The 17,930-nt window shown below is 63.0% G+C and carries 16 protein-coding genes; 11 read left to right on the top strand and 5 right to left on the bottom strand.

The window, feature by feature from the left end; genetic code table 11:
- The first annotated feature begins 24 nt into the window (after positions 1–24).
- From EK373_RS08085 to EK373_RS08105, 5 genes are all read left to right on the top strand, one after another.
- Positions 25–1,479 carry a sodium:solute symporter family transporter gene (locus EK373_RS08085; protein ID WP_129642186.1) on the top strand — a complete coding sequence of 485 codons (1,455 nt, stop codon included), beginning with the start codon at positions 25–27 and terminating at the stop codon, positions 1,477–1,479.
- 8 nt (positions 1,480–1,487) lie between these two features.
- Positions 1,488–1,910: an MGMT family protein gene (locus EK373_RS08090; RefSeq protein WP_232831042.1), complete on the top strand. Its 423-nt coding sequence runs from the start codon at positions 1,488–1,490 to the stop codon at positions 1,908–1,910.
- 90 nt (positions 1,911–2,000) lie between these two features.
- Positions 2,001–3,782, top strand: coding sequence for a vWA domain-containing protein (locus EK373_RS08095; RefSeq protein ID WP_129642187.1), 1,782 nt, complete (start codon positions 2,001–2,003; stop codon positions 3,780–3,782).
- 24 nt (positions 3,783–3,806) lie between these two features.
- Positions 3,807–4,475, top strand: coding sequence for an RNA polymerase sigma factor (locus EK373_RS08100; RefSeq protein WP_198683145.1), 669 nt, complete (start codon positions 3,807–3,809; stop codon positions 4,473–4,475).
- Complete coding sequence (locus EK373_RS08105; RefSeq protein ID WP_129642188.1) at positions 4,472–5,371, top strand: hypothetical protein; 900 nt, start codon at positions 4,472–4,474, stop codon at positions 5,369–5,371. The genes EK373_RS08100 and EK373_RS08105 overlap by 4 nt, the downstream gene beginning before the upstream one ends.
- 76 nt (positions 5,372–5,447) lie before the next feature.
- On the opposite strand, the gene EK373_RS08110 is transcribed toward EK373_RS08105, so the two are convergent.
- Positions 5,448–6,740 (bottom strand): sensor histidine kinase, encoded by a 1,293-nt coding sequence (locus EK373_RS08110; RefSeq protein ID WP_129642189.1) that lies wholly within the window; start codon positions 6,738–6,740, stop codon positions 5,448–5,450.
- Between the two features lie 97 nt (positions 6,741–6,837).
- Between EK373_RS08110 and EK373_RS08115 the strand changes: the two genes are divergently transcribed.
- A complete protein-coding gene (locus EK373_RS08115) occupies positions 6,838–7,365 on the top strand; it encodes a TIGR00645 family protein (RefSeq protein ID WP_129642190.1) in 528 nt (175 codons plus the stop codon).
- 25 nt (positions 7,366–7,390) lie between these two features.
- Here EK373_RS08115 and msrB read toward each other — a convergent pair whose 3' ends face one another.
- Positions 7,391–7,864, bottom strand: a complete 474-nt coding sequence (msrB, locus tag EK373_RS08120; RefSeq protein WP_129642191.1) for a peptide-methionine (R)-S-oxide reductase MsrB — start codon at positions 7,862–7,864, stop codon at positions 7,391–7,393.
- Between the two features lie 138 nt (positions 7,865–8,002).
- Here msrB and EK373_RS08125 point away from each other — a divergent pair, with 138 nt between their 5' ends.
- From EK373_RS08125 to EK373_RS08135, 3 genes are read left to right on the top strand one after another with little or no spacing between them, the layout of a single operon-like run.
- Entirely contained in the window at positions 8,003–9,433 is a 1,431-nt protein-coding gene (locus tag EK373_RS08125; RefSeq protein WP_129642192.1) for an ADP-ribosylglycohydrolase family protein, read from the top strand.
- Between the two features lie 3 nt (positions 9,434–9,436).
- Positions 9,437–10,498, top strand: coding sequence for a putative zinc-binding metallopeptidase (locus EK373_RS08130; protein WP_129642193.1), 1,062 nt, complete (start codon positions 9,437–9,439; stop codon positions 10,496–10,498).
- Positions 10,495–11,529: a D-alanine--D-alanine ligase family protein gene (locus EK373_RS08135; protein ID WP_129642194.1), complete on the top strand. Its 1,035-nt coding sequence runs from the start codon at positions 10,495–10,497 to the stop codon at positions 11,527–11,529. The genes EK373_RS08130 and EK373_RS08135 overlap by 4 nt, the downstream gene beginning before the upstream one ends.
- 49 nt (positions 11,530–11,578) lie before the next feature.
- On the opposite strand, the gene EK373_RS08140 is transcribed toward EK373_RS08135, so the two are convergent.
- The 3 genes from EK373_RS08140 to EK373_RS08150 form a co-directional block, all read right to left on the bottom strand.
- Positions 11,579–13,648 carry a S9 family peptidase gene (locus EK373_RS08140; protein ID WP_129642195.1) on the bottom strand — a complete coding sequence of 690 codons (2,070 nt, stop codon included), beginning with the start codon at positions 13,646–13,648 and terminating at the stop codon, positions 11,579–11,581.
- 53 nt (positions 13,649–13,701) lie between these two features.
- Positions 13,702–14,886 (bottom strand): FIST signal transduction protein, encoded by a 1,185-nt coding sequence (locus tag EK373_RS08145; protein ID WP_129642196.1) that lies wholly within the window; start codon positions 14,884–14,886, stop codon positions 13,702–13,704.
- Positions 14,887–15,015: 129 nt separating this feature from the next.
- Complete coding sequence (locus tag EK373_RS08150; protein WP_129642197.1) at positions 15,016–15,654, bottom strand: glutathione S-transferase family protein; 639 nt, start codon at positions 15,652–15,654, stop codon at positions 15,016–15,018.
- A 138-nt stretch (positions 15,655–15,792) separates the two neighbouring features.
- On the opposite strand from EK373_RS08150, the gene EK373_RS08155 reads away from it, so the two are divergent.
- Positions 15,793–16,986 (top strand): O-succinylhomoserine sulfhydrylase, encoded by a 1,194-nt coding sequence (locus tag EK373_RS08155; RefSeq protein WP_129642198.1) that lies wholly within the window; start codon positions 15,793–15,795, stop codon positions 16,984–16,986.
- Positions 16,986–17,690, top strand: a complete 705-nt coding sequence (locus EK373_RS08160) for an HAD family hydrolase (RefSeq protein WP_129642199.1) — start codon at positions 16,986–16,988, stop codon at positions 17,688–17,690. Before EK373_RS08155 ends, EK373_RS08160 begins: the two co-directional genes overlap by 1 nt.
- Positions 17,691–17,930: the final 240 nt, after the last annotated feature.

The raw sequence follows: 17,930 nt of genomic DNA on the forward strand, positions 1-17,930 counted from the left end.
CCGCTTGAGGACTCGTATTCGACCATGAACCGCTCCGCCACGGTGTTGCTGACGCTGATGGCCTTCGCGGCGCTGCTGCTGGTGGTGGCGGCCTGGGCTGGCCGGCGCACGCACAATGCGGCCGATTTCGCGCTCGCAAACCGCCGTCTCGGTGTCTGGCTGACGGCGGCCAGCTGTACAGCGAATACCGTCAACGGCTGGCTGTTGATGACGCTCGCCGGCGCCGCCTTCGCGTGGGGCTGGTCGGCTGTCTGGATTTGCGGAGCCTTCGTTCTCGGCTCTGCGCTCAATCTGTTCTTCATCGCTCCGCGCCTGCGAAGTATCTCCGTGGGGCAGGGCACGGCGACTTTGTTTCAACTGTTGAGCGCCGATGCAGGCGATCGCCTGCAACCTGTGGTGGCGCGCTCGGCGATTCTCATCTTCCTGCTTTGTGTGCTGTTGCAGACCAGTGCGATGCTGCGCTTCGCCGGCGGGCTACTGGTCGAGGAGTTTGGTTTCAACCTGATCAGCATCACGCTGACCTCGATGTTTCTTATTACCGTGGGCGCGTTCGCCGGCGGCTTGCGAGCGGCGGCGGTCGGCGATGCGGTGCAAGTGATCGTTGTCGGACTGTTCGCGGCCCTGTTGCTGGCAGGCGCGAGTGTCGCGATCGAGGGGTGGGATCAATTCAAGATCGCGTTCACGGCGCTCGGGCCGCTGGCCACCGATTGGTTCGGAGGGCGCCAGGGAGTCGTGTCGCTGGCTTTCGCTGCCGGCGTGTTCTGCATCGGCTTGGGCATGACCGGCCAGCCGCAGCTCGCCACTCGCTTCATGGCAGCTCGCGACGAGAAAACATTGTTCCGGGCCGGCTGCCTGTCGCTCGTGCTCACCACGCTGCTGGTCGGCCTGGTGCTGTGTTGTGGCTGGGCTGCCGGCATCCTGTATTCGGACCTGGATCGGCCCGAGCTGGCGATGTTTACGATCGCGGACCGACTGCTGCCGCCGCTGCTGGCCGCGTTCATCGTCGCGAGCTTGATTGCGGCGATCTTCGCCAACCTGGGCAGTCAGTTGCTGGCGCTCGCGACCACCTTGGGCATCGATATGCGTCGGGTGAACGCGCCGCTTTCCATCGGTTGGAGTCGAGCCGCCATGGTGTTGTCGGCGGTGCTGATCGCGCTGTCGACGTTGTGGGCGCCGACGACCATATTCGAACACGCGATGTTTGGTTACGCGGCGATCGGTTCGTCGTTCGGCCCGCTGCTGCTGGTTCGTGTCTGCGGCAAGCGCGTGCGCCCCGGTGCGATGCTGGCGGCAATCTGGTCCGGGTTCATGCTCTCCTTGATATTTCATTTGTTGCCGGATGCGCCGGGCGATTTCCTGGAGCGGGTCATGCCCTTCGTGGCTTCGCTGGGTATCGCCCTGACCGGCGGCGAGCGCCGGCGCAATCCCGACCGCGCCGATCGCTCCCAGGAAACCGTGCACGATCGGGTGCCGATCTGAGGTGACTCGTGGCTTCGCGAAACAAACAAAAGGCCGGTAAGAAAGCGACGCGAAAGACCCCGAAGAAGAAAACCGCCGTGCTCGCGCCGGCGAACGACGCTGCTCGCATCATTGCGGCGATCAAGCGAATTCCGCGAGGCAAGGTTTGCACATATGGCGGCGTAGCCGATGTGGCTGGCTTGCCGCGGCGGGCAAGGCTGGTGGGCACAGTGTTGCGCCAGACGCCCGCGTCGCGAGGGGTGCCGTGGTTTCGGGTCATCAACGCCAGTGGCCGTATTTCCTTTCCGGTCGGCAGCGACAGCTATGCCCGCCAGCGTAAGCACTTGGAAAATGAGGGGATAGATTTTGTCGGCGGCCGGGTGAGCCTGGAACGCTATGGTTGGCCGCCCCGCGAAAAGATGCTGGACGAGCTGGTCTGGGGACCGGCCTGAAAATTTTCGACGTCGCCTTAACCCGATCCGATCCGACCTGCCGTTCATACCCCCAGTGACGCATGCCGCGTCGGAGTGGGGAGCGAAGTCATGAATCGGATCGTCAGTCGGGGATCCTTGTTGATTGCTGCTGCCGTTCTGGCTGCCTGTGCCGCGAAGCGGGAAGAAAGAGATGGCACCGCCCAGCAGGTCGGCGACGCGACGGCGCCGGTCGAGACTCGCATGATCGAAGAAGAAGTGGCGTCCGCATCGCGCGCTGACGCTGCGAATCATGCGCAGCCGCCTCCGCCGCAAGCCATGCCAGCTCCGGCCCAAGAAGCCTATCGGCAAGTGATATCGGCCGATCAGCTCGGCCGGGCCAAAGCGGAAATGAAGATGGCCTCGTCGCATTTCGCGCCACCGCCGCCGATGTTGGCGATGCCGGCGAATCCCGCCGACACCGAGCGCTATCAGCATCAACCAGACAACGGCATACAAGTCGCCGCCGAGCAGCCGGTGTCGACGTTCTCTATCGACGTGGACACGGGCGCCTACGCGAACGTTCGCCGCTTCCTCAACGACGGCCGCCTGCCGCCGCAGGACGCCGTCCGAGTCGAGGAGCTGATCAACTATTTCGATTACGAGTACGCGACTCCGAACAACCGCGACACGCCGTTCCGTGTATCGACCGAGCTGTCTGCCGCACCCTGGAATTCGCAGGCGTTGCTGATGCGCATCGGCATCAAAGGTTTCGAAGTGGCGGCGAAGGAGCGGCCGGCCGCGAATCTGGTGTTTCTGATCGACGTCTCCGGCTCGATGGACTCACCCGATAAATTGCCGCTGCTGAAGAACGCGTTTCGCATGCTGACGGATCAGTTGACCGGTCGCGACCGCGTTTCCATGGTCGTGTACGCCGGCAGTTCAGGCGTCGTGCTCGAGCCGACGCCGGGCAATGCGAAGAATGAAATTCAAGAGGCGCTCGCTCGGCTGGCCGCTGGCGGCTCGACCAACGGCGCCTCCGGCATCCAGCTCGCTTACAAACTGGCGCACGATACTTTCGTCAAAGGCGGCATCAATCGCGTCGTGCTCGCGACCGATGGCGACTTCAACGTCGGCACCGTGGATTTCGAGGCGCTGGTAGACATCGTCGAGCGCGAGCGGGCCACGGGCGTCGAGCTGACGACGCTGGGCTTCGGCGCCGGCAACTACAACGAGCAGCTCATGGAACGCCTGGCCGATGCCGGCAACGGCAACTATGCATACATCGATACGTTGTCCGAAGCGCGCAAGGTGCTGGTTTCGCAGCTCAGCTCGACGCTGTACACCATCGCGAAGGACGTGAAGATCCAGGTCGAGTTCAACCCGTCCGAAGTGCTCGAGTATCGTCTGATCGGTTACGAGAACCGCATGCTGGCGCGCGAGGACTTCAACAACGACAAGGTCGATGCGGGCGAGATCGGCGCCGGTCACCGAGTCACGGCGTTGTATGAAGTCGTGCCGGTGGGCGCGAAAGGCCGCGTCGATTCACTGCGCTACGGCGCCAAGACCGAAGCTGCCGCTGGCAAGGGCGAGCTCGCGAACGTCCGGCTGCGTTACAAGAAGCCGGGGTCGGATTCCAGCCAGTTGCTGGAATATCCGATTCGCAAGGATTCGGTGGCCGATCGGGTATCCGAGGACTTTCGGTTCGCGGCCAGCGTCGCGGCGTTCGGCCAGTTGCTGCGAGGTGGAAAATACATGGGCGACTTCAGCTACGCCGATGTCACCAAGCTCGCGAGCGGCGCAATGGGCCCGGATCGCGATGGATATCGTAAGGAGTTCGTGTCGCTGGTGGCGCTGGCGAAGAGCCTGACGCCCTCGACCGACGCTAGTAAGGTCAGTCAGATCTCAGAATGAAGCATTGCTGATATTCTTAGCTGCATGGATCTTTCCTCCACTCCTGGCCCGCAGCCGCTGGCGGCTGCGGCGGGCGATGTCACCGGCGCGGCGGTTTCGACCATCGGCGCGGCGCCGGACGATGCGACGCTCATGCTTCGCTATCGCAAGGGCGATGTGCGCGCGTTCGAGATGCTTTACGAGCGGCACAAAGGGGCGTTGTATCGTTACCTGCAGCGCCTGTGTCGCAGCCAGGAGGCGGCCAATGATTTGTTTCAGGAGGTGTGGAGCAAGGTGATCGCCAGCCGCGAGCGCTACGAAGTGCGCGCCAAGTTCACGACGTTCCTGTTTCACATCGCGCACAACTGCGCGATCGACTATTTCCGGCGCGCCGGGCGGCCGCAGGAAAAAGGCGCACAGGATGTCGATGCGCTGGCGGACGAGCTGCCGGGGCCGGGTCATGAAAGTCCCGATGCCGCGCTGTCCGAAGCGCAGCTGCGTGCGGATTTCAAACGCGCGCTGGATGAATTGCCGGCGGAACAGCGCGATGTATTCCTGCTGTACGAAGAAACGGGGCTTGGGTTGGAGGATATCGGCCGCATTACCGGCGTCGCCATGGAAACGGCGAAGAGCCGCTTGCGTTATGCCTTGGGCAAGCTGCGCGGGGCGCTGCGCCAGCATCAATCTCCGACTCTGCAGTCGAGCGTGTCATGACCGAACCCACCGACAAGGTTGACGAGCAGCAGCTGGACGAATACCTGAAGGGGGATTCCAGCGTGTCTCGTCAATATCGCCAGTTGCCCGGTGCGGATGTTCCGCCATCGCTCGATCGTCTCGTGCTCCGTCAGGCCGAGGATGCGGTGAAGCCTCCGTCGCGGCCGACGTGGATGCGTTGGACTGCGCCGCTGGCGGTTGCGGCTTCGGCGGTGCTGGTCGTTTCCATCGTGATCGAGACGGGTGTGCAGGATGAAACGATCGTATCCGCGCCCGTGATGCAGGAAAAACGTGAGGCGGCTGCGGAAGCCCCGACTGATCCTATCGAAACGAAGACGATCGAGGAGCCAGCTTATGCGTCGGCTGATGTGCCACCTCCGCCGAAGCTGGATGCTCCTGCTCCTCCGCCGCCAGCTGCCGCTCCCGCACCAGCACCGGAGCAGAGCGCGCGTGCCGAGCAGCCGGTCGCCCATGTGGCCGCCGAAGCCTTGCTTCGTGAGCCAACTCCAGCTGCGCAAGCGAACAGTGCGGCGTTCGTAGCCAACGCTGAGCGCCAGAAGCAGGCGCTGGAAGAAGCGGTGCGAGAACAAGAGCTGTCTGCGACGCAACGAGCCATGCGTGGCGACCAAGCCGACGTTGCCGGCCCTCGCGACACCGTCGAAACACCCCAGCCCAAGGCCGTGTTGAGCTACTCACGCCCCATCAGCGCGTCCGCCGATAGCATGGCGACGTTGCAGAAGACTTACACGGACCCGGAAGCGTGGCTGAAAGACATTCGCCAGCTGCGAAAAGATAACAAACAAGAAGAAGCCGACCGCCAATGGCGCCGCTTCGTCGCCGCCTTCCCGAACTATGAGGTGGCGGAGACTGATGCTGCCCGCGAGGCGAAGAAGTAAAAGCTTCCTGAGGTTTGAAGGTCCAGCAAACGTTTCGGCCGTCTGCTGCGTGCGAGCCACCGACGTCTTCTTATTCCTACCGCGCCGCCCCCGCAATCCGCGGCAAGTAAACCTGCAGCGTCGTGCCGCGACCGACCTCGCTGTCGATCTTCACTCTGCCACCCGCCCGCGCGACGATCTGATCGACGATCACCAATCCGAGGCCAGTGCCTCGATCGCCCTTGGTCGTGAAGAACGGCTTGAACGCATTGAGCCGTGTCATCTCGTCCATGCCGACGCCACTGTCGCGGACATAGATCGCGACATACGTCGCACGTTCGTCATCTTCATCGCCGATGATGGCGTCCTGGTAGTCGATGTCGAGGTCGCCGCCCGAGGGCATCGCGTCCCTCGCGTTGATGACCAGGTTGAGCATCATGCGCTCGAACTGCGAGGCGTCCATGAATACCCGGCTCACCGAGCCCGAGCTGCGCACTCGCAGGCGGATGCCGGCGCCGAGCAGTACACGAAACATGTGAGAGCATTTCGACAACGCCGCGCCAATGTCGAGGACGCGCGGTGACACTGGATCGTCCTTGCCGAAGTTCATGATCTCTTGAGTGAGATTCTGCCCGCGCTGGAGCGCTTCGATCACCCGTTGCGCATAGTGATCCGCCTGCGGCGCCAGATTGGGAATGCGCCGGATCAACTCGGTGAAGCCGAGCGCGATGCTCACAATCCCTCGAAAGTCGTGCGCGACGCCGGCTGCCATGCGACCCAGCGCCTCCATGCGGTGCAACTCCATCAGATGCATTTGGTAATTTTCCAGCGCCGTCTCTGCATGGCGATGCTCATATTCGCCATAGACGCGTGCAATCGTGTCGGCAATCGTCGCGGCAAAATCACTTTCCGCTTCGCTCCACGTGCGCGGCGCGCCAATGTGCTCATGACAAACGACGCCCGCCACCTTGCCGCCTACATAAATCGGCGCATCCAAGAGGGAGGTGATGCCCAAGGGTTCGAGATACGCCGTTCGCAATTCGCCCGTGGTCATTGCGCCGAGTGCGTCGTCGGCAGCGATGGTGCGCTGCTGCTGCAGCGCTTGAAAATAATTAGGGAAATCCTGCGCGCGCAACACCGCGCCCTGAAAAACCTGCTGACTGGAAAATTGCAGGAGATAGCGACAACGCAGCGCTCGATCCTCGTCGGCCAGAATCCAGACGCCGACGCGCTCGACGTTCAATGCTCGCGCCGCAATTTCCGAGAGTTGCAACCACAAGTCGCGTAGCCGCGACGCCGGGCTGGCGTGCAACCTGGCCAGCTGCATGCGTTCGGCTTCGAACGAAGCCGGGCTTCCACTGCCTTCTCCCTGCTGAGTGTCTGCGCTCATGCTGGGCGGACTGTACCTCCGACCGGATCGACATCCAATACGTTCGGCGGGTCATACGGTAGAATCCCGACCGGTACCGCCGGCCCGGAACGGAGCAATGGAAAAGACGATCGAAAAGTTGTTGTTTGCCAGTCGCTGGATTCTGGCGCCCGTCTATCTCGGCATGTCGCTGGCGCTGGTCGCGCTGGGCATCAAGTTCTTCCAGGAGCTGTACCACCTGGTGACCGGCGTGGCAGCCATGGGCGAGGCGGACATGGTGCTGATGCTGCTCGCGCTGGTCGACATGGTGCTGGTCGGCAGCTTGATCGTCATGGTGATGTTCTCGGGTTACGAGAACTTCGTGTCGGCGCTGGACGTGGAGGAGGGCGCGGAAAAGTTGAGCTGGCTGGGCAAGCTCGACGCCAACTCCCTCAAGTTGAAGGTGGCCTCGTCCATCGTCGCGATCTCATCGATTCATTTGTTGCGCGCCTTCATGGAGACGCCAACGCTTGTCGACAAAGGCAACACGCTGATGTGGTACGTCATCATCCATCTGACGTTCGTCGTGTCGGCGGTGATGATGGGCCTGCTGGATCGAATTACCGCCAAGTCCCACGGCAGTCACGATCACCAGGGCGAGGCTTGAGCCTCGCCCCGGGGGACCCGCACGGTTATGCGGCCGTGTGCTGTTCCGGCGGCTGACCTTCCGGATAGAACTGCATCGAAGCCGAGTTCAAGCAATAGCGCTGATGAGTCGGTGGCGGGCCGTCCGGGAACACGTGACCTAAATGGCCGTCGCAGCGGCGGCAGCGGATCTCGGTGCGGATCATGCCGTGGCTGACATCGCGCAGCTCGGTGATGTGCTCGGGATCGAACGGCTGATAAAAGCTCGGCCAGCCGGTGCCGGACTCGAACTTGGCATTGGCCTGGAACAGCGGCAGCCCGCACAGGCGGCAGGCATACACCCCCGACTGCTTGTTGTTCAGCAAAGTGCCGCAGAACGGCCGCTCGGTGCCGTGATCCAGGATGATGTGGCGCTCTTCCGGCGTCAGCGGGGCCGCGAGCCGTTCACGTTCGGCCTTGCTCAAGGGACGCAGGTCGTAGCCGCTGGCGGAGCGGGCGGCCGGTTCGGTGGGCTTTTGCATGCAGAGTCCCTCGGGTGGCGGTCTGGCAGAATTGGCGGCGACTGCGGCCAAGTCAAGGCGATGCCGGCGCGAATATAGGTGGAACGCACCGCCCGGCGTGCGGGTTTATGCCGACTGCATCCCTTATCATTGCCGCCCATGAGTACCGATCCTTTCACTGTCGGCATCGCCTCGGTGCCGATCCCGAACAGCTATTGGGTGCGCCCAGGGCAGCTGCTCGCCGGTGAATATCCGGGATCGATGTCGCGCGCCGAGGCGACTGAGCGCGTGCAGAAGCTGTTGCACGCGGGTGTCAACAGCTTCGTCGACCTGACCGAAGAGGGCGAGATGCCCGCCTACGATCCGCTGCTGGCCGAGCTCAGCGAGCAGCACATCCGGTATCGGCGGCTGGCGGTGCTCGATCACGGCTTGCCCGAGTCGCCGGCCCACATGGTGCGCATCCTGGATTTCATCGACAGCGAGCTGGCGGCCGGGCGCTGTGTGTACGTTCATTGCCGGGCGGGCATCGGCCGCACCGGCACCACGGTCGGCTGTCATTTGATCCGCAGCGGCTTGAGCAATGAGGCAGCGCTCGATCGGCTGCAGGACCTGTGGCAGCAGTGCGGCCGCTCGAGCCGCTGGCCGATCATTCCCGAGACCGACGAGCAGATCGAATTCGTGCGCCAGTGGCGCGAGGCGGCGACGCCGGGCAGTCCGGTCGACGTGCTGGGACGTTATGAAGCCAGCATCGTCGGCCTGGCGATTGGCGATGCGCTGGGCAGCATGGTCGCGAACAGTAATTTCGACGCCGCAACCCTGGTGGCTGGCGGCGGCCTGCGCGATGCCGGAATGCTCGTCACCGGCGCGAGCACGGCCATGACCCGGGCGCTGGCCGAGAGCCTGCTGGCCCATGGCATCAACGATTCGGACGATCAGATGCATCGCTATCTCGCCTGGAGTCAAGGCGTCGGCAATATCGGCGTGCCCCAGGAGGTGCGCCGGGCGCTGGCGGGATGGCAATGGTCGAGGAAGAAACTGGCGGGCACGCACGATCCGGCCAATCTGGATCCGCATTCGCTGCCGCGCACCCTGGTGGTTGCAATGTTTCTTCGCAGCGATCCCCAAGCGGCGATCGATGCCGCGGTCGAAGCATCGCGCACCACGCAGCAGTCGCCGATCGTGCTGGATCTGTGCCGCGTCTGGGCGGCGCTGTTCGTCGATGCGTTCGCCGGCGTCAACAAACAAACATTGCTGAGCTTCGGCGGGCCGGCGATGCAATTGGTCCGGCGGCGCCAGCTCAAACCTCAGGTGAAGCGATTGATCGAGGGGCGCGGCGCGCAGCCTTGTGCCGATGCCAGCGATGCCCTCGCGGTAACCTGTGTGGCATTGGACGGCTTTGCCGCTGCCAAGACACTGCACGATGCGTTGATTCGCGTGCTCACTTCCTCGCGAGCTGCACCCTCGGCGGCCGCGCTCTGTGGCGCCCTGTGCGGCGCCTATCATGGCGGCGATGCCGTTTCGCCCGAATTGCAACGGCAATTGTCCGAAGAAGCCCTGTTGCGCTCGCTGGCGCGCCGTTTGATGCATTGAGCGATGCCGACTCGGACCCAGCGTGCTCCTGCCCGTCGTCGCGTGCGCTCTCGCGAACCCGCCTGGACCCGTCTCAGCGATGAGGAGCTGTTACAGAAACGTTTCTGCGACCTGCGGCTGACCCTGCGCCACACCGAGATCGATAGTCACATCCGCCAGATCCGGCGTGATCTCAAGCGCCGCGGCATTCTGTTCGCACCGCACGTCTGGCTCTCCGAAGAATGGTTCTCTCCCGATGGCGTGCCTGGCATCGCCATCGCGTTCTATATGGCGCACCCACGGTTGATGCGCCTGGAACGCAAGATGATGGATGAAGTGGAGGGCGGCAATGCCAACTGGCTGACCCGCATCATGCGTCACGAGTTCGCGCACGCGCTCGACAACGCCTATCGCATTCGCCGTCGTAAAGAATGGCGCGAGACTTTCGGCGATCCGGAGCGGCGCTATCCAAACGTGTATCGGCCGCGGCCTGCCAGTCGTGACTTCGTCTTACACCTGGGCCACTGGTACGCGCAGAGCCATCCAACCGAAGACTGGGCCGAGACGTTCGCGGTATGGATGCAGCCCAAGGCGCGCTGGCGGCGCGACTATCAGGGCTGGCCCGCGCTCGAGAAGCTGGAATATGTGGATCGGCTGATTGGCGAGCTGTCCGGCACGCTGCCGCACGTGATGAATCGTTCGCTGATCGAGCCGATCGGCAAGAACAAAACCACGCTGGCCGAGCACTATCGTCGCAAGCGGGCTCGTTATGACTTCGACACGCCGGATGCCTATGACTTGCGGCTCAAGCGGGTCTTCGGCAAATATCACAAGGGACGGCGGCGCGTACGTGCGAGCACGTTCGTGCGCCAGAGCCGGCCGGAACTGGAACGTTGGTTGATGCGACGCTCGCGGTTGTACCCTTATCTCGTGCATCATGTGCTCAGGACGGTGATTCAACGCTGCCGTGAGCTGGATCTGGTGCTGGATACTTCCAAACACGAAGCCAAGCGCGCATTGCTGGGCGTACTGGAGCGAATCTTGATCGACATCCTGCGGCGTGACCGGGAACGGTACACACTATGAAGCCGCGTCGAGTTCTGGTGCTGATGCATGAGAGTCTCGTGCCGCCGGCCAGTCTCAAGGGTCTCAGCGACAAGGAAATCGACGAGTTCAGGACGGAATACGATGTGACCGCGGCGCTGGAGAAGGCCGGTCACGAAGTGAGGGCGCTCGGGTTGGGCGACAATCTCGCCGAGCTGCGCTCCATCATCACCGAGTGGAAGCCCGACGTCGCTTTCAATCTGCTCGAGGAATTCCAGGGCATCGTCACTTACGACCAGTACGTAGTCGCGTTCCTGGAGCTGATGAAGCTGCCGTACACCGGCTGCAACCCGCGCGGCATGATGATCTCGCGCGACAAGGCGCTCTCCAAGCAGATTCTTTCCTATCACCGCATTCCGACGCCGGGTTTCGCGGTCATTCGCAAAGGGCAGCGTTACCGCCTGCCGCGCAAGCTCAAGTTTCCCTTGTTCGTGAAGTCGGTGACCGAGGACGCCTCGCTGGGTATCTCACAAGCGTCGGTGGTCCCCGATGCCGACAAGTTGAAGGAGCGTATCCAGTTCATCCACGATCAGACCAACTCGGACGCACTGATCGAGGAATATATCGAGGGCCGCGAGCTGTACGTGGGCGTACTGGGCAACGACCGGTTGCGGACCTTGCCGGTGTGGGAAATGGATTTCGGCACTCTGCCTGACGTGATGGCGGGCATCGCCACCCGCAAAGTGAAATGGGATCGCCGCTATCAGAAGAAACATGGCATCCGCACTGGAGCCGCGCAGAACCTGCCGGAAGGGTGCGCTGCTTATCTGGATAAGCTGTCCAAGCGCATTTTTCGCTCGCTGTACTTGAGCGGCTACGCGCGCATGGACTTTCGCATGCGGCCGGATGGCAGCGTGTTCGTGCTCGAGGCGAACTGCAACCCAAACATCAGCCGCGAGGAAGACTTCGCCGATTCGGCGCTGGCCGCCGGCATGGACTATCCAACGCTGCTGGAACAGATCATGCGGGTTGGCAACAACTATCAAGCGGCCTGGCGCGCCGACGAAGAGTAGTTGCTCGAACGAAACAGGCCCGCTTCGCAGCGGGCCTTTGAGCTCGAAATTATTCGCCGCTCTTCCCAGTCCACTCGTTGAGCCACTTCTGCACCTCGTGGTGCCAGCGGATGCTGTTGTTCGGCTTGAGCACCCAGTGGTTCTCATCCGGGAACATCAGCAGGCGGCTGGGAATGCCTTTGCGCTGTAGCGCCGTGAACGCCGAGATGCCTTGGGAATACGGGATTCGATAGTCACGCGTGCCGTGGATGACGAGCATTGGCTTGTTCCACTTCGCGACGTGATTGACCGGGTTGAACTTCTCGACGTTCTCCGGCACTTCCCACGCAATCCCGCCTTGCTCCCATTCCGTGAACCACAGTTCCTCGGTGGAGTAGGCCATGGCGCGCGCGTCGAACACGCCGTCGTGATTCACCAGGCACTTGAATGGCTCGGCCCAGTTGCCGGCGATCCAGTTGATCATGTAACCGCCGTACGACGCGCCCAGCGCGCACGCGCGATCGCCATCCAGCCACGGGTACTGCTGGAGCGCGGCCGCGAGACCTTTCTGCAAATCTTCGAGCGGCTTGCCGCCCCAATCCTGGCTGATCGAATCCGTGAAGGCCTGGCCGTAACCGGTCGAGCCGTGGAAGTCGATGAACACCGACGCGTAGCCCGCGCCTGCATAGGTCTGCGGATTCCAGCGATAGCTCCAGGAGTTGGAGAACGAGCCCTGCGGGCCGCCGTGAATGATGAAAGCGACCGGATATTTGCTGCCGGGCTTGAAGTCGGCCGGCTTCATCACGAAGCCATACACCGTCGCCCCTTCGGCGCCGGCGAACGTGAACTGCTCGGGCTCGCCCAGTTTGATCTCGGCCAGCGCCGCTTCGTTCATGCGCGGCAGTGCTCGCAGATCGCCGCCCTTGATGGTCAGCGCCTGCAGCTCGGCGGGGGATTTCAGCGATGAGGTCGCCATCACGATCTCTTTCTCGCCGACGCTGAACGCTTCGACGCGCCCCGGTCCGGTCAGCATGGTGGGCTTGCCGCTCTTCACGTCGACGGACCACAGCGGATGCTGGCCGAAATGATCGGTCGTCACGAACAAGGTCCTGCCGTCGTTGGCGAAGGCCATGCCGTCGACCGAACGATCCCAATCCTTGGTGAGCGCGCGACGCTGGCCGCTCTTCAGATCCATGACGACGATGTGGAAACGATCGGCTTCGAAGCCGGCGCGTTCCATCGCACGCCACGCGAGCTGGCTGCCGTCGCGCGAGAACACGGGCTGCGTGTCCCAGGCGGGATTGTCTTCGGTGAGGTTGCGCAGGCCGCTGCCATCGACGCCGACTTCATACAAATCGAAGTTGGTCGACCAGGGCTCCGACTTGCCCTTCACGCGCGTCGAGAACACCAGCTTGGAGCCGTCCGGCGAAAACGTATATTCGCTCGCATCGCCAAATGGTTTGGAGGGCACGTCGGCATCGAGCGCCTTGCTGACCGACACCGGCTCGGTGGCAACCCCATTGTTCAGCCCGAGCACGAACAATTGCGAGATGCGGCCCTCGCTCCAGGCGTCCCAATGCCGCACGAACAGCCGGTCGTAAACTTCGCCGCTGTCTTTCACGTTCTTGGCTTCCTTGAGCCGGTCGACCGTGCACGGCAGATCGTTGCAGTCGGGGAATACTTCCAAGGTCACGGCGAGGCGGCCGGCAGGGCTGGCAACGTGGAACGAGCCGACATCGAGCGGCAGGTCGGTGACCTGAATCGCTTCGCCGCCGTTGGCCGGCAGGCGCCACACCTGGCTGGAACCGCTGCGCGTGGACAGGAAATAAATCTCGCGCCCGTCGGCGGTCCACTCCGGCGAGCTATCGCCTTCGGGATGCGTGGTGAGCCGGCGAGGTTGCGCACCTTTGGTCGCGATATCGAGCGCCCAAAGATCGGTGCGCCCTCGGTTCGCCGCCAGATCGGTCTCACGGACCGTGAAAACGGCCGTGCGGCCGTCGGGGGACAGCGCCGGCTCGGACACGCGCTGCATGCGGACCAGGTCTTCGACGTTGAAGGGATGGGGGGCCGCGAGGGCGCCGAGCGGTATCAGGAAACAAGCAGATAACGCACAGGCGGCAGGGGCGAACGACTGACGCATCAAGGGACTCCGGTCCGGCGAAAGGACGGGAGTATAGAGCTTATCGCCGGCGCTTATTTCTTCTCGTGGATAACGGCGAAGGCGCTGGTATAGCTGTGCAGGAAGGTGGAGTTCTGGATGGGCCCGAATTCGCCGTCGCAGAAGAAGCCGCCGATGGGCAGGTCCGCGACCAGCCGCCGGAACGCATTGCTGTCGTGATCAGCCTGACCGTACAGGCCAATGCCGCGGCCGTGGCAGGAGAACAGCAGCGCCCCGGCATCGGATGCGACTGCATGCGATGCGCGGTAGGCCGTCAGTGTGCGCTCCAGGTCGATGGCCGAGGTGGCAGCGTCGCGCAGATGGAATTGCACCACGCTGTTGGCGGGGACATTGGCGCTGACCCACAGCGCGCCGCTTTGCGGATCCATGCCGAGGATGCCGCGAATCAAAAAATCCCCCGGCGTGAATTCGCTCGCATCGGTGCGCATCGCCATGCCGAGGTGCAAAGATTGACTGAACAACTCTCGATCGGGCGCGGGCAGACGCTCGAACAGCGCCGACAGCACGTCCCGGGGCGAGCGCCCGTCGAGCTCGCGGACCAGGTTCTCGTGCGCCGACGTGACGAACATCGGATCGCCGATCGCCCGGCAGCCTTGCGCGACCACCATGTCGATATCGACGTTGCCGGTCAGGGCCAGCGAGATGCAGCCCGAGTGGTAGACCTGATTGCCCAAGTACAACGCGCTGCCGCCCACCTGGCGCGCGCCGCTGGCCAAGCCACCGATTTTCGGTGCGAGTGGGTAGATTCGATCCAGACCCTTGATGAAAGTCTCGGCCTCGAAACTGAAAGGGTCCGCAAGTAACAGGAATGAGGGCTGCTGAGCGGCGGTGACGCGCACTGCGTCTTCCCACGCGCGTGCTTCGGCATACACCGGCGGCACCTGGGCGGCGTCGAGATGCGTGCCTTTCAGGCGCACGCCGGGCAGCACCGCGCCGGTCAATGAAAAAGCGGGACGATCCTCGATCTCGCGGCCGCCGCCGATCACGCCGCCGCCGCAGCAACCGAAAATGAAGACGTTTTCGAACTCGCGTTGGAGCAGCGCCGGCACGGCGTCGAAGTGGCCCGAGTGCTCGGCGCTCACGAACACGATCGCCAGATCCGGCTCTTGACGCCCCAGCCCGAGGAACACGGTCTCAGCGGCATGCTCCACTGCGGCCCGCAAGGAATTATCGGTATCGACGGCGGATGCCCAGCGCATAGCTGTCCTGCTTGAATGCGAGTCGAGCGCCCGATTCTAGGCATTCTTTCGTTAAATGCCATTCTGCAATCGCCGCCATGCTGCCCGTCGTCAGCAGCGCTGCAAGCTGAGCGTTATTTACCGACTCGGTTAAGTGCCGAAGCGCGTGTCTACTTCCACCTGGGACTCCGCGATCCACTCCTGCATGTGCGGATCCTGGATCAGTTGCTGTTGATATGCCTCGACGATGGGGCTGGCAAACCTCGCGCCGTAGTGGCGGAAACGCAGCGCGACCGGTGCGTACATCGCATCGGCGATCGAGTACTCGCCGAACAGCCACGGTCCACGTTGCGCATATTGCGAACGCTGCTCGTGCCAGAGCTGCTGAACACGATTCACATCGTCCACACCTTGCGGGGGCAGCGGGACGATCGCGGTGCCGATCGCCTTCATCGGCCAGTTGGTGCGCAGAGCCGCGAAGCCTGAATGCATCTCGGCGCTGACCGCACGCGCCAGCGCCCGAGCGATGGGATCGGACGGCCAGGCGCGGCCCTGGACCTGCTCGTTGAGGTACTCGGCGATGGCCAGCGAGTCCCAGATCTTCAGCTCGCCGTCGATCAGCAGCGGCACGCGCCGCGTCGGCGAATACTTGACGATGTCGCGCTGGAATTCAGGTGTGTCGAGCGGCAGCTTCACTTCCTGGAACGGCAGGCCGAAGTGCTTCAGCACGAGCCAGGGACGCAGCGACCAGGAAGAGAGGTTCTTGTTGCCGATGATGAGCGTAAGCATGGGGAGAGCGGTCAGCGGTTGTGGGATGGTCAAGAACTGCACTTTAGCCTCAGCTCGCATCCCGTGCAGCGAAATGAACTGAACCAAGCTGTGAATTTTCTTAAACTAACCCCACCCTCCGAGCAACGACCCCTGACCATGACTGACGAACATCACCTTGCCACGCTCGCGGTCCGTGCCGGCCAGAGCCGCTCCCACGAAGCCGAGCACTCCGAGCCGATCTTCACCACCTCGAGCTATGTGTTCGCGAGCGCCGCCGATGCCGCCGCGCGTTTCGACGAGAGCGTCAAGGGCAATATCTATTCGCGCTTCACCAATCCCACCGTGCGCTGCTTCGAAGAGCGGCTCGCGGCGATGGAAGGTGCGGCCTCCTGTGTCGCGACCGGCTCGGGCATGGCGGCCATTCTCGCGACCTGTATGGCGCTGATGAAGGCGGGCGATCACATCGTTTGTTCCGACAGCGTGTTCGGCTCGACCATCGCGCTGATCAATCGTTACCTGGTGAAGTTCGGCGTCGAAGTCACCTATGTGCGCCCGGACGACAACGATGCGTGGCGCCGCGCGATCAAGAGCAATACCAAGTTGTTCTTCCTGGAGACGCCGTCGAACCCGCTCTCGGTGATCGCGGACATTCGCGGCATCGCCGATATCGCACACGAGCGCGGCGTGCTGTTGATCGTCGACAACTGTTTCTGCACGCCGGCATTGCAGAAGCCGTTCGAGCTGGGTGCGGATCTGGTGATCCACTCGGCCACCAAGTATCTGGACGGCCAGGGGCGCTGCGTCGGCGGTGCGGTGCTGGGCAACGAGCAGCTGGTCGGCAAGGAGATCTTCGGCTTCCTGCGCACCACCGGGCCGAGCATGAGCCCGTTCAATGCCTGGGTGTTCCTGAAAGGTTTGGAAACATTGGAGCTGCGCATGCGCGCCCATTCCGCCGCCGCGTTGCAGCTGGCTCGTTGGCTGGAAGGGCAGCCGGGCGTCAGCAAGGTGTACTACGCGGGATTGGAGTCGCATCCGCAACACGCGCTTGCGAAGCGTCAGCAAAGCGGCTTCGGCGGCATCATTGCCTTCGACGTCGAGCGCGGCCGCAAAGGCGCCTGGGCGTTCGTCGACGCGACGCGATTGCTCTCGATCACGGCGAACCTCGGCGACACCAAGAGCACGATCACTCATCCGGCCACGACGACCCATTCCAGAATCAGTCCGGCAGAGCGCGAACGTGCCGGCCTCACCGAGGGTTTGCTCCGCATCTCGGTCGGTCTGGAAGACGTGCGCGATCTGCAAGCCGATCTCGAGCGCGGCCTCGCGGCGGTTCGTTCGGTGGCGGCGTGATGGCGGGCGACCTGTCGGGCGTTCGCGCGATCTGCTTCGATCTGGACAACACGTTCTGGGACGTGATGCCCGTGATCGAGCGGGCCGAGCAGGCTATGTACGATTTTCTCGCCCTCAAGTACCCGCGCGTGACCGCGGCGATGACGGTCGAGATGTTGCGCAAAGCGCGCCAGGAGACTGCGCAGGCCTACCCGCAAATGGCGCATGACTTTACTTTTTTGCGCCGGCAGACGCTGGCCGACCATGCCCGGGAGTTCGGTTACGCCGAGGCCATGGCGGACGAGGCGTTCGAGGCTTTCCTCCAGGCGCGCAACGAAGTGGAGCTGTACGAGGACGTGCTGCCGGGCCTGGATTGGCTCAAGCCGCACTTCCGTCTGTTTACCGCCAGTAACGGCAATGCCGATCTAAAACGCATCGGTCTGGCGCATTATTTCGAGCGTTGCCTGGCCGCCCGCGAGGTCGGTGCGTTGAAGCCCGATCCCCGCTTGTTCCACAAGGTAATTGAAGGAACTGGACTGACACCACAACAGGTTGTGTATGTGGGTGACGATCCGGCCCTCGACGTAGTGGGAGCAAGGGCCGCCGGTATGCACCCGGTCTGGATCAACCGCGGCGACTTCGCATGGTCGGCCGAGTTCGGGGAGCCTGTGCATACAGTGCGAACATTGCACGAGCTCGGCGACTTGTTGGGACTGCGGTCCTAACCAACGGTTGGCGCGGGGGGCGCGCATTACGGTGCGCTGCGAGCCCGATACATTTGCCGTTGTATCCCTACTTTCAAGGACCTGCGGGCGTTGCAGCCGATTGCCTTGACTCTTTGATTGGCGTACATTCCGCGCCGTTCGTTGTGCCTTTGCCCGCTTTTTTCTCTGGCTTGGCCAGCCGGGTCATTGAAGACCCTTTTATCGGCCAACTTCTGAAAAATCCGACGAGACCGCGAACGT

Origin of the sequence: Peristeroidobacter agariperforans (assembly GCF_004138335.1) — a bacterium.
Classification (GTDB): Bacteria; Pseudomonadota; Gammaproteobacteria; order Steroidobacterales; family Steroidobacteraceae; genus Steroidobacter; species Steroidobacter agariperforans.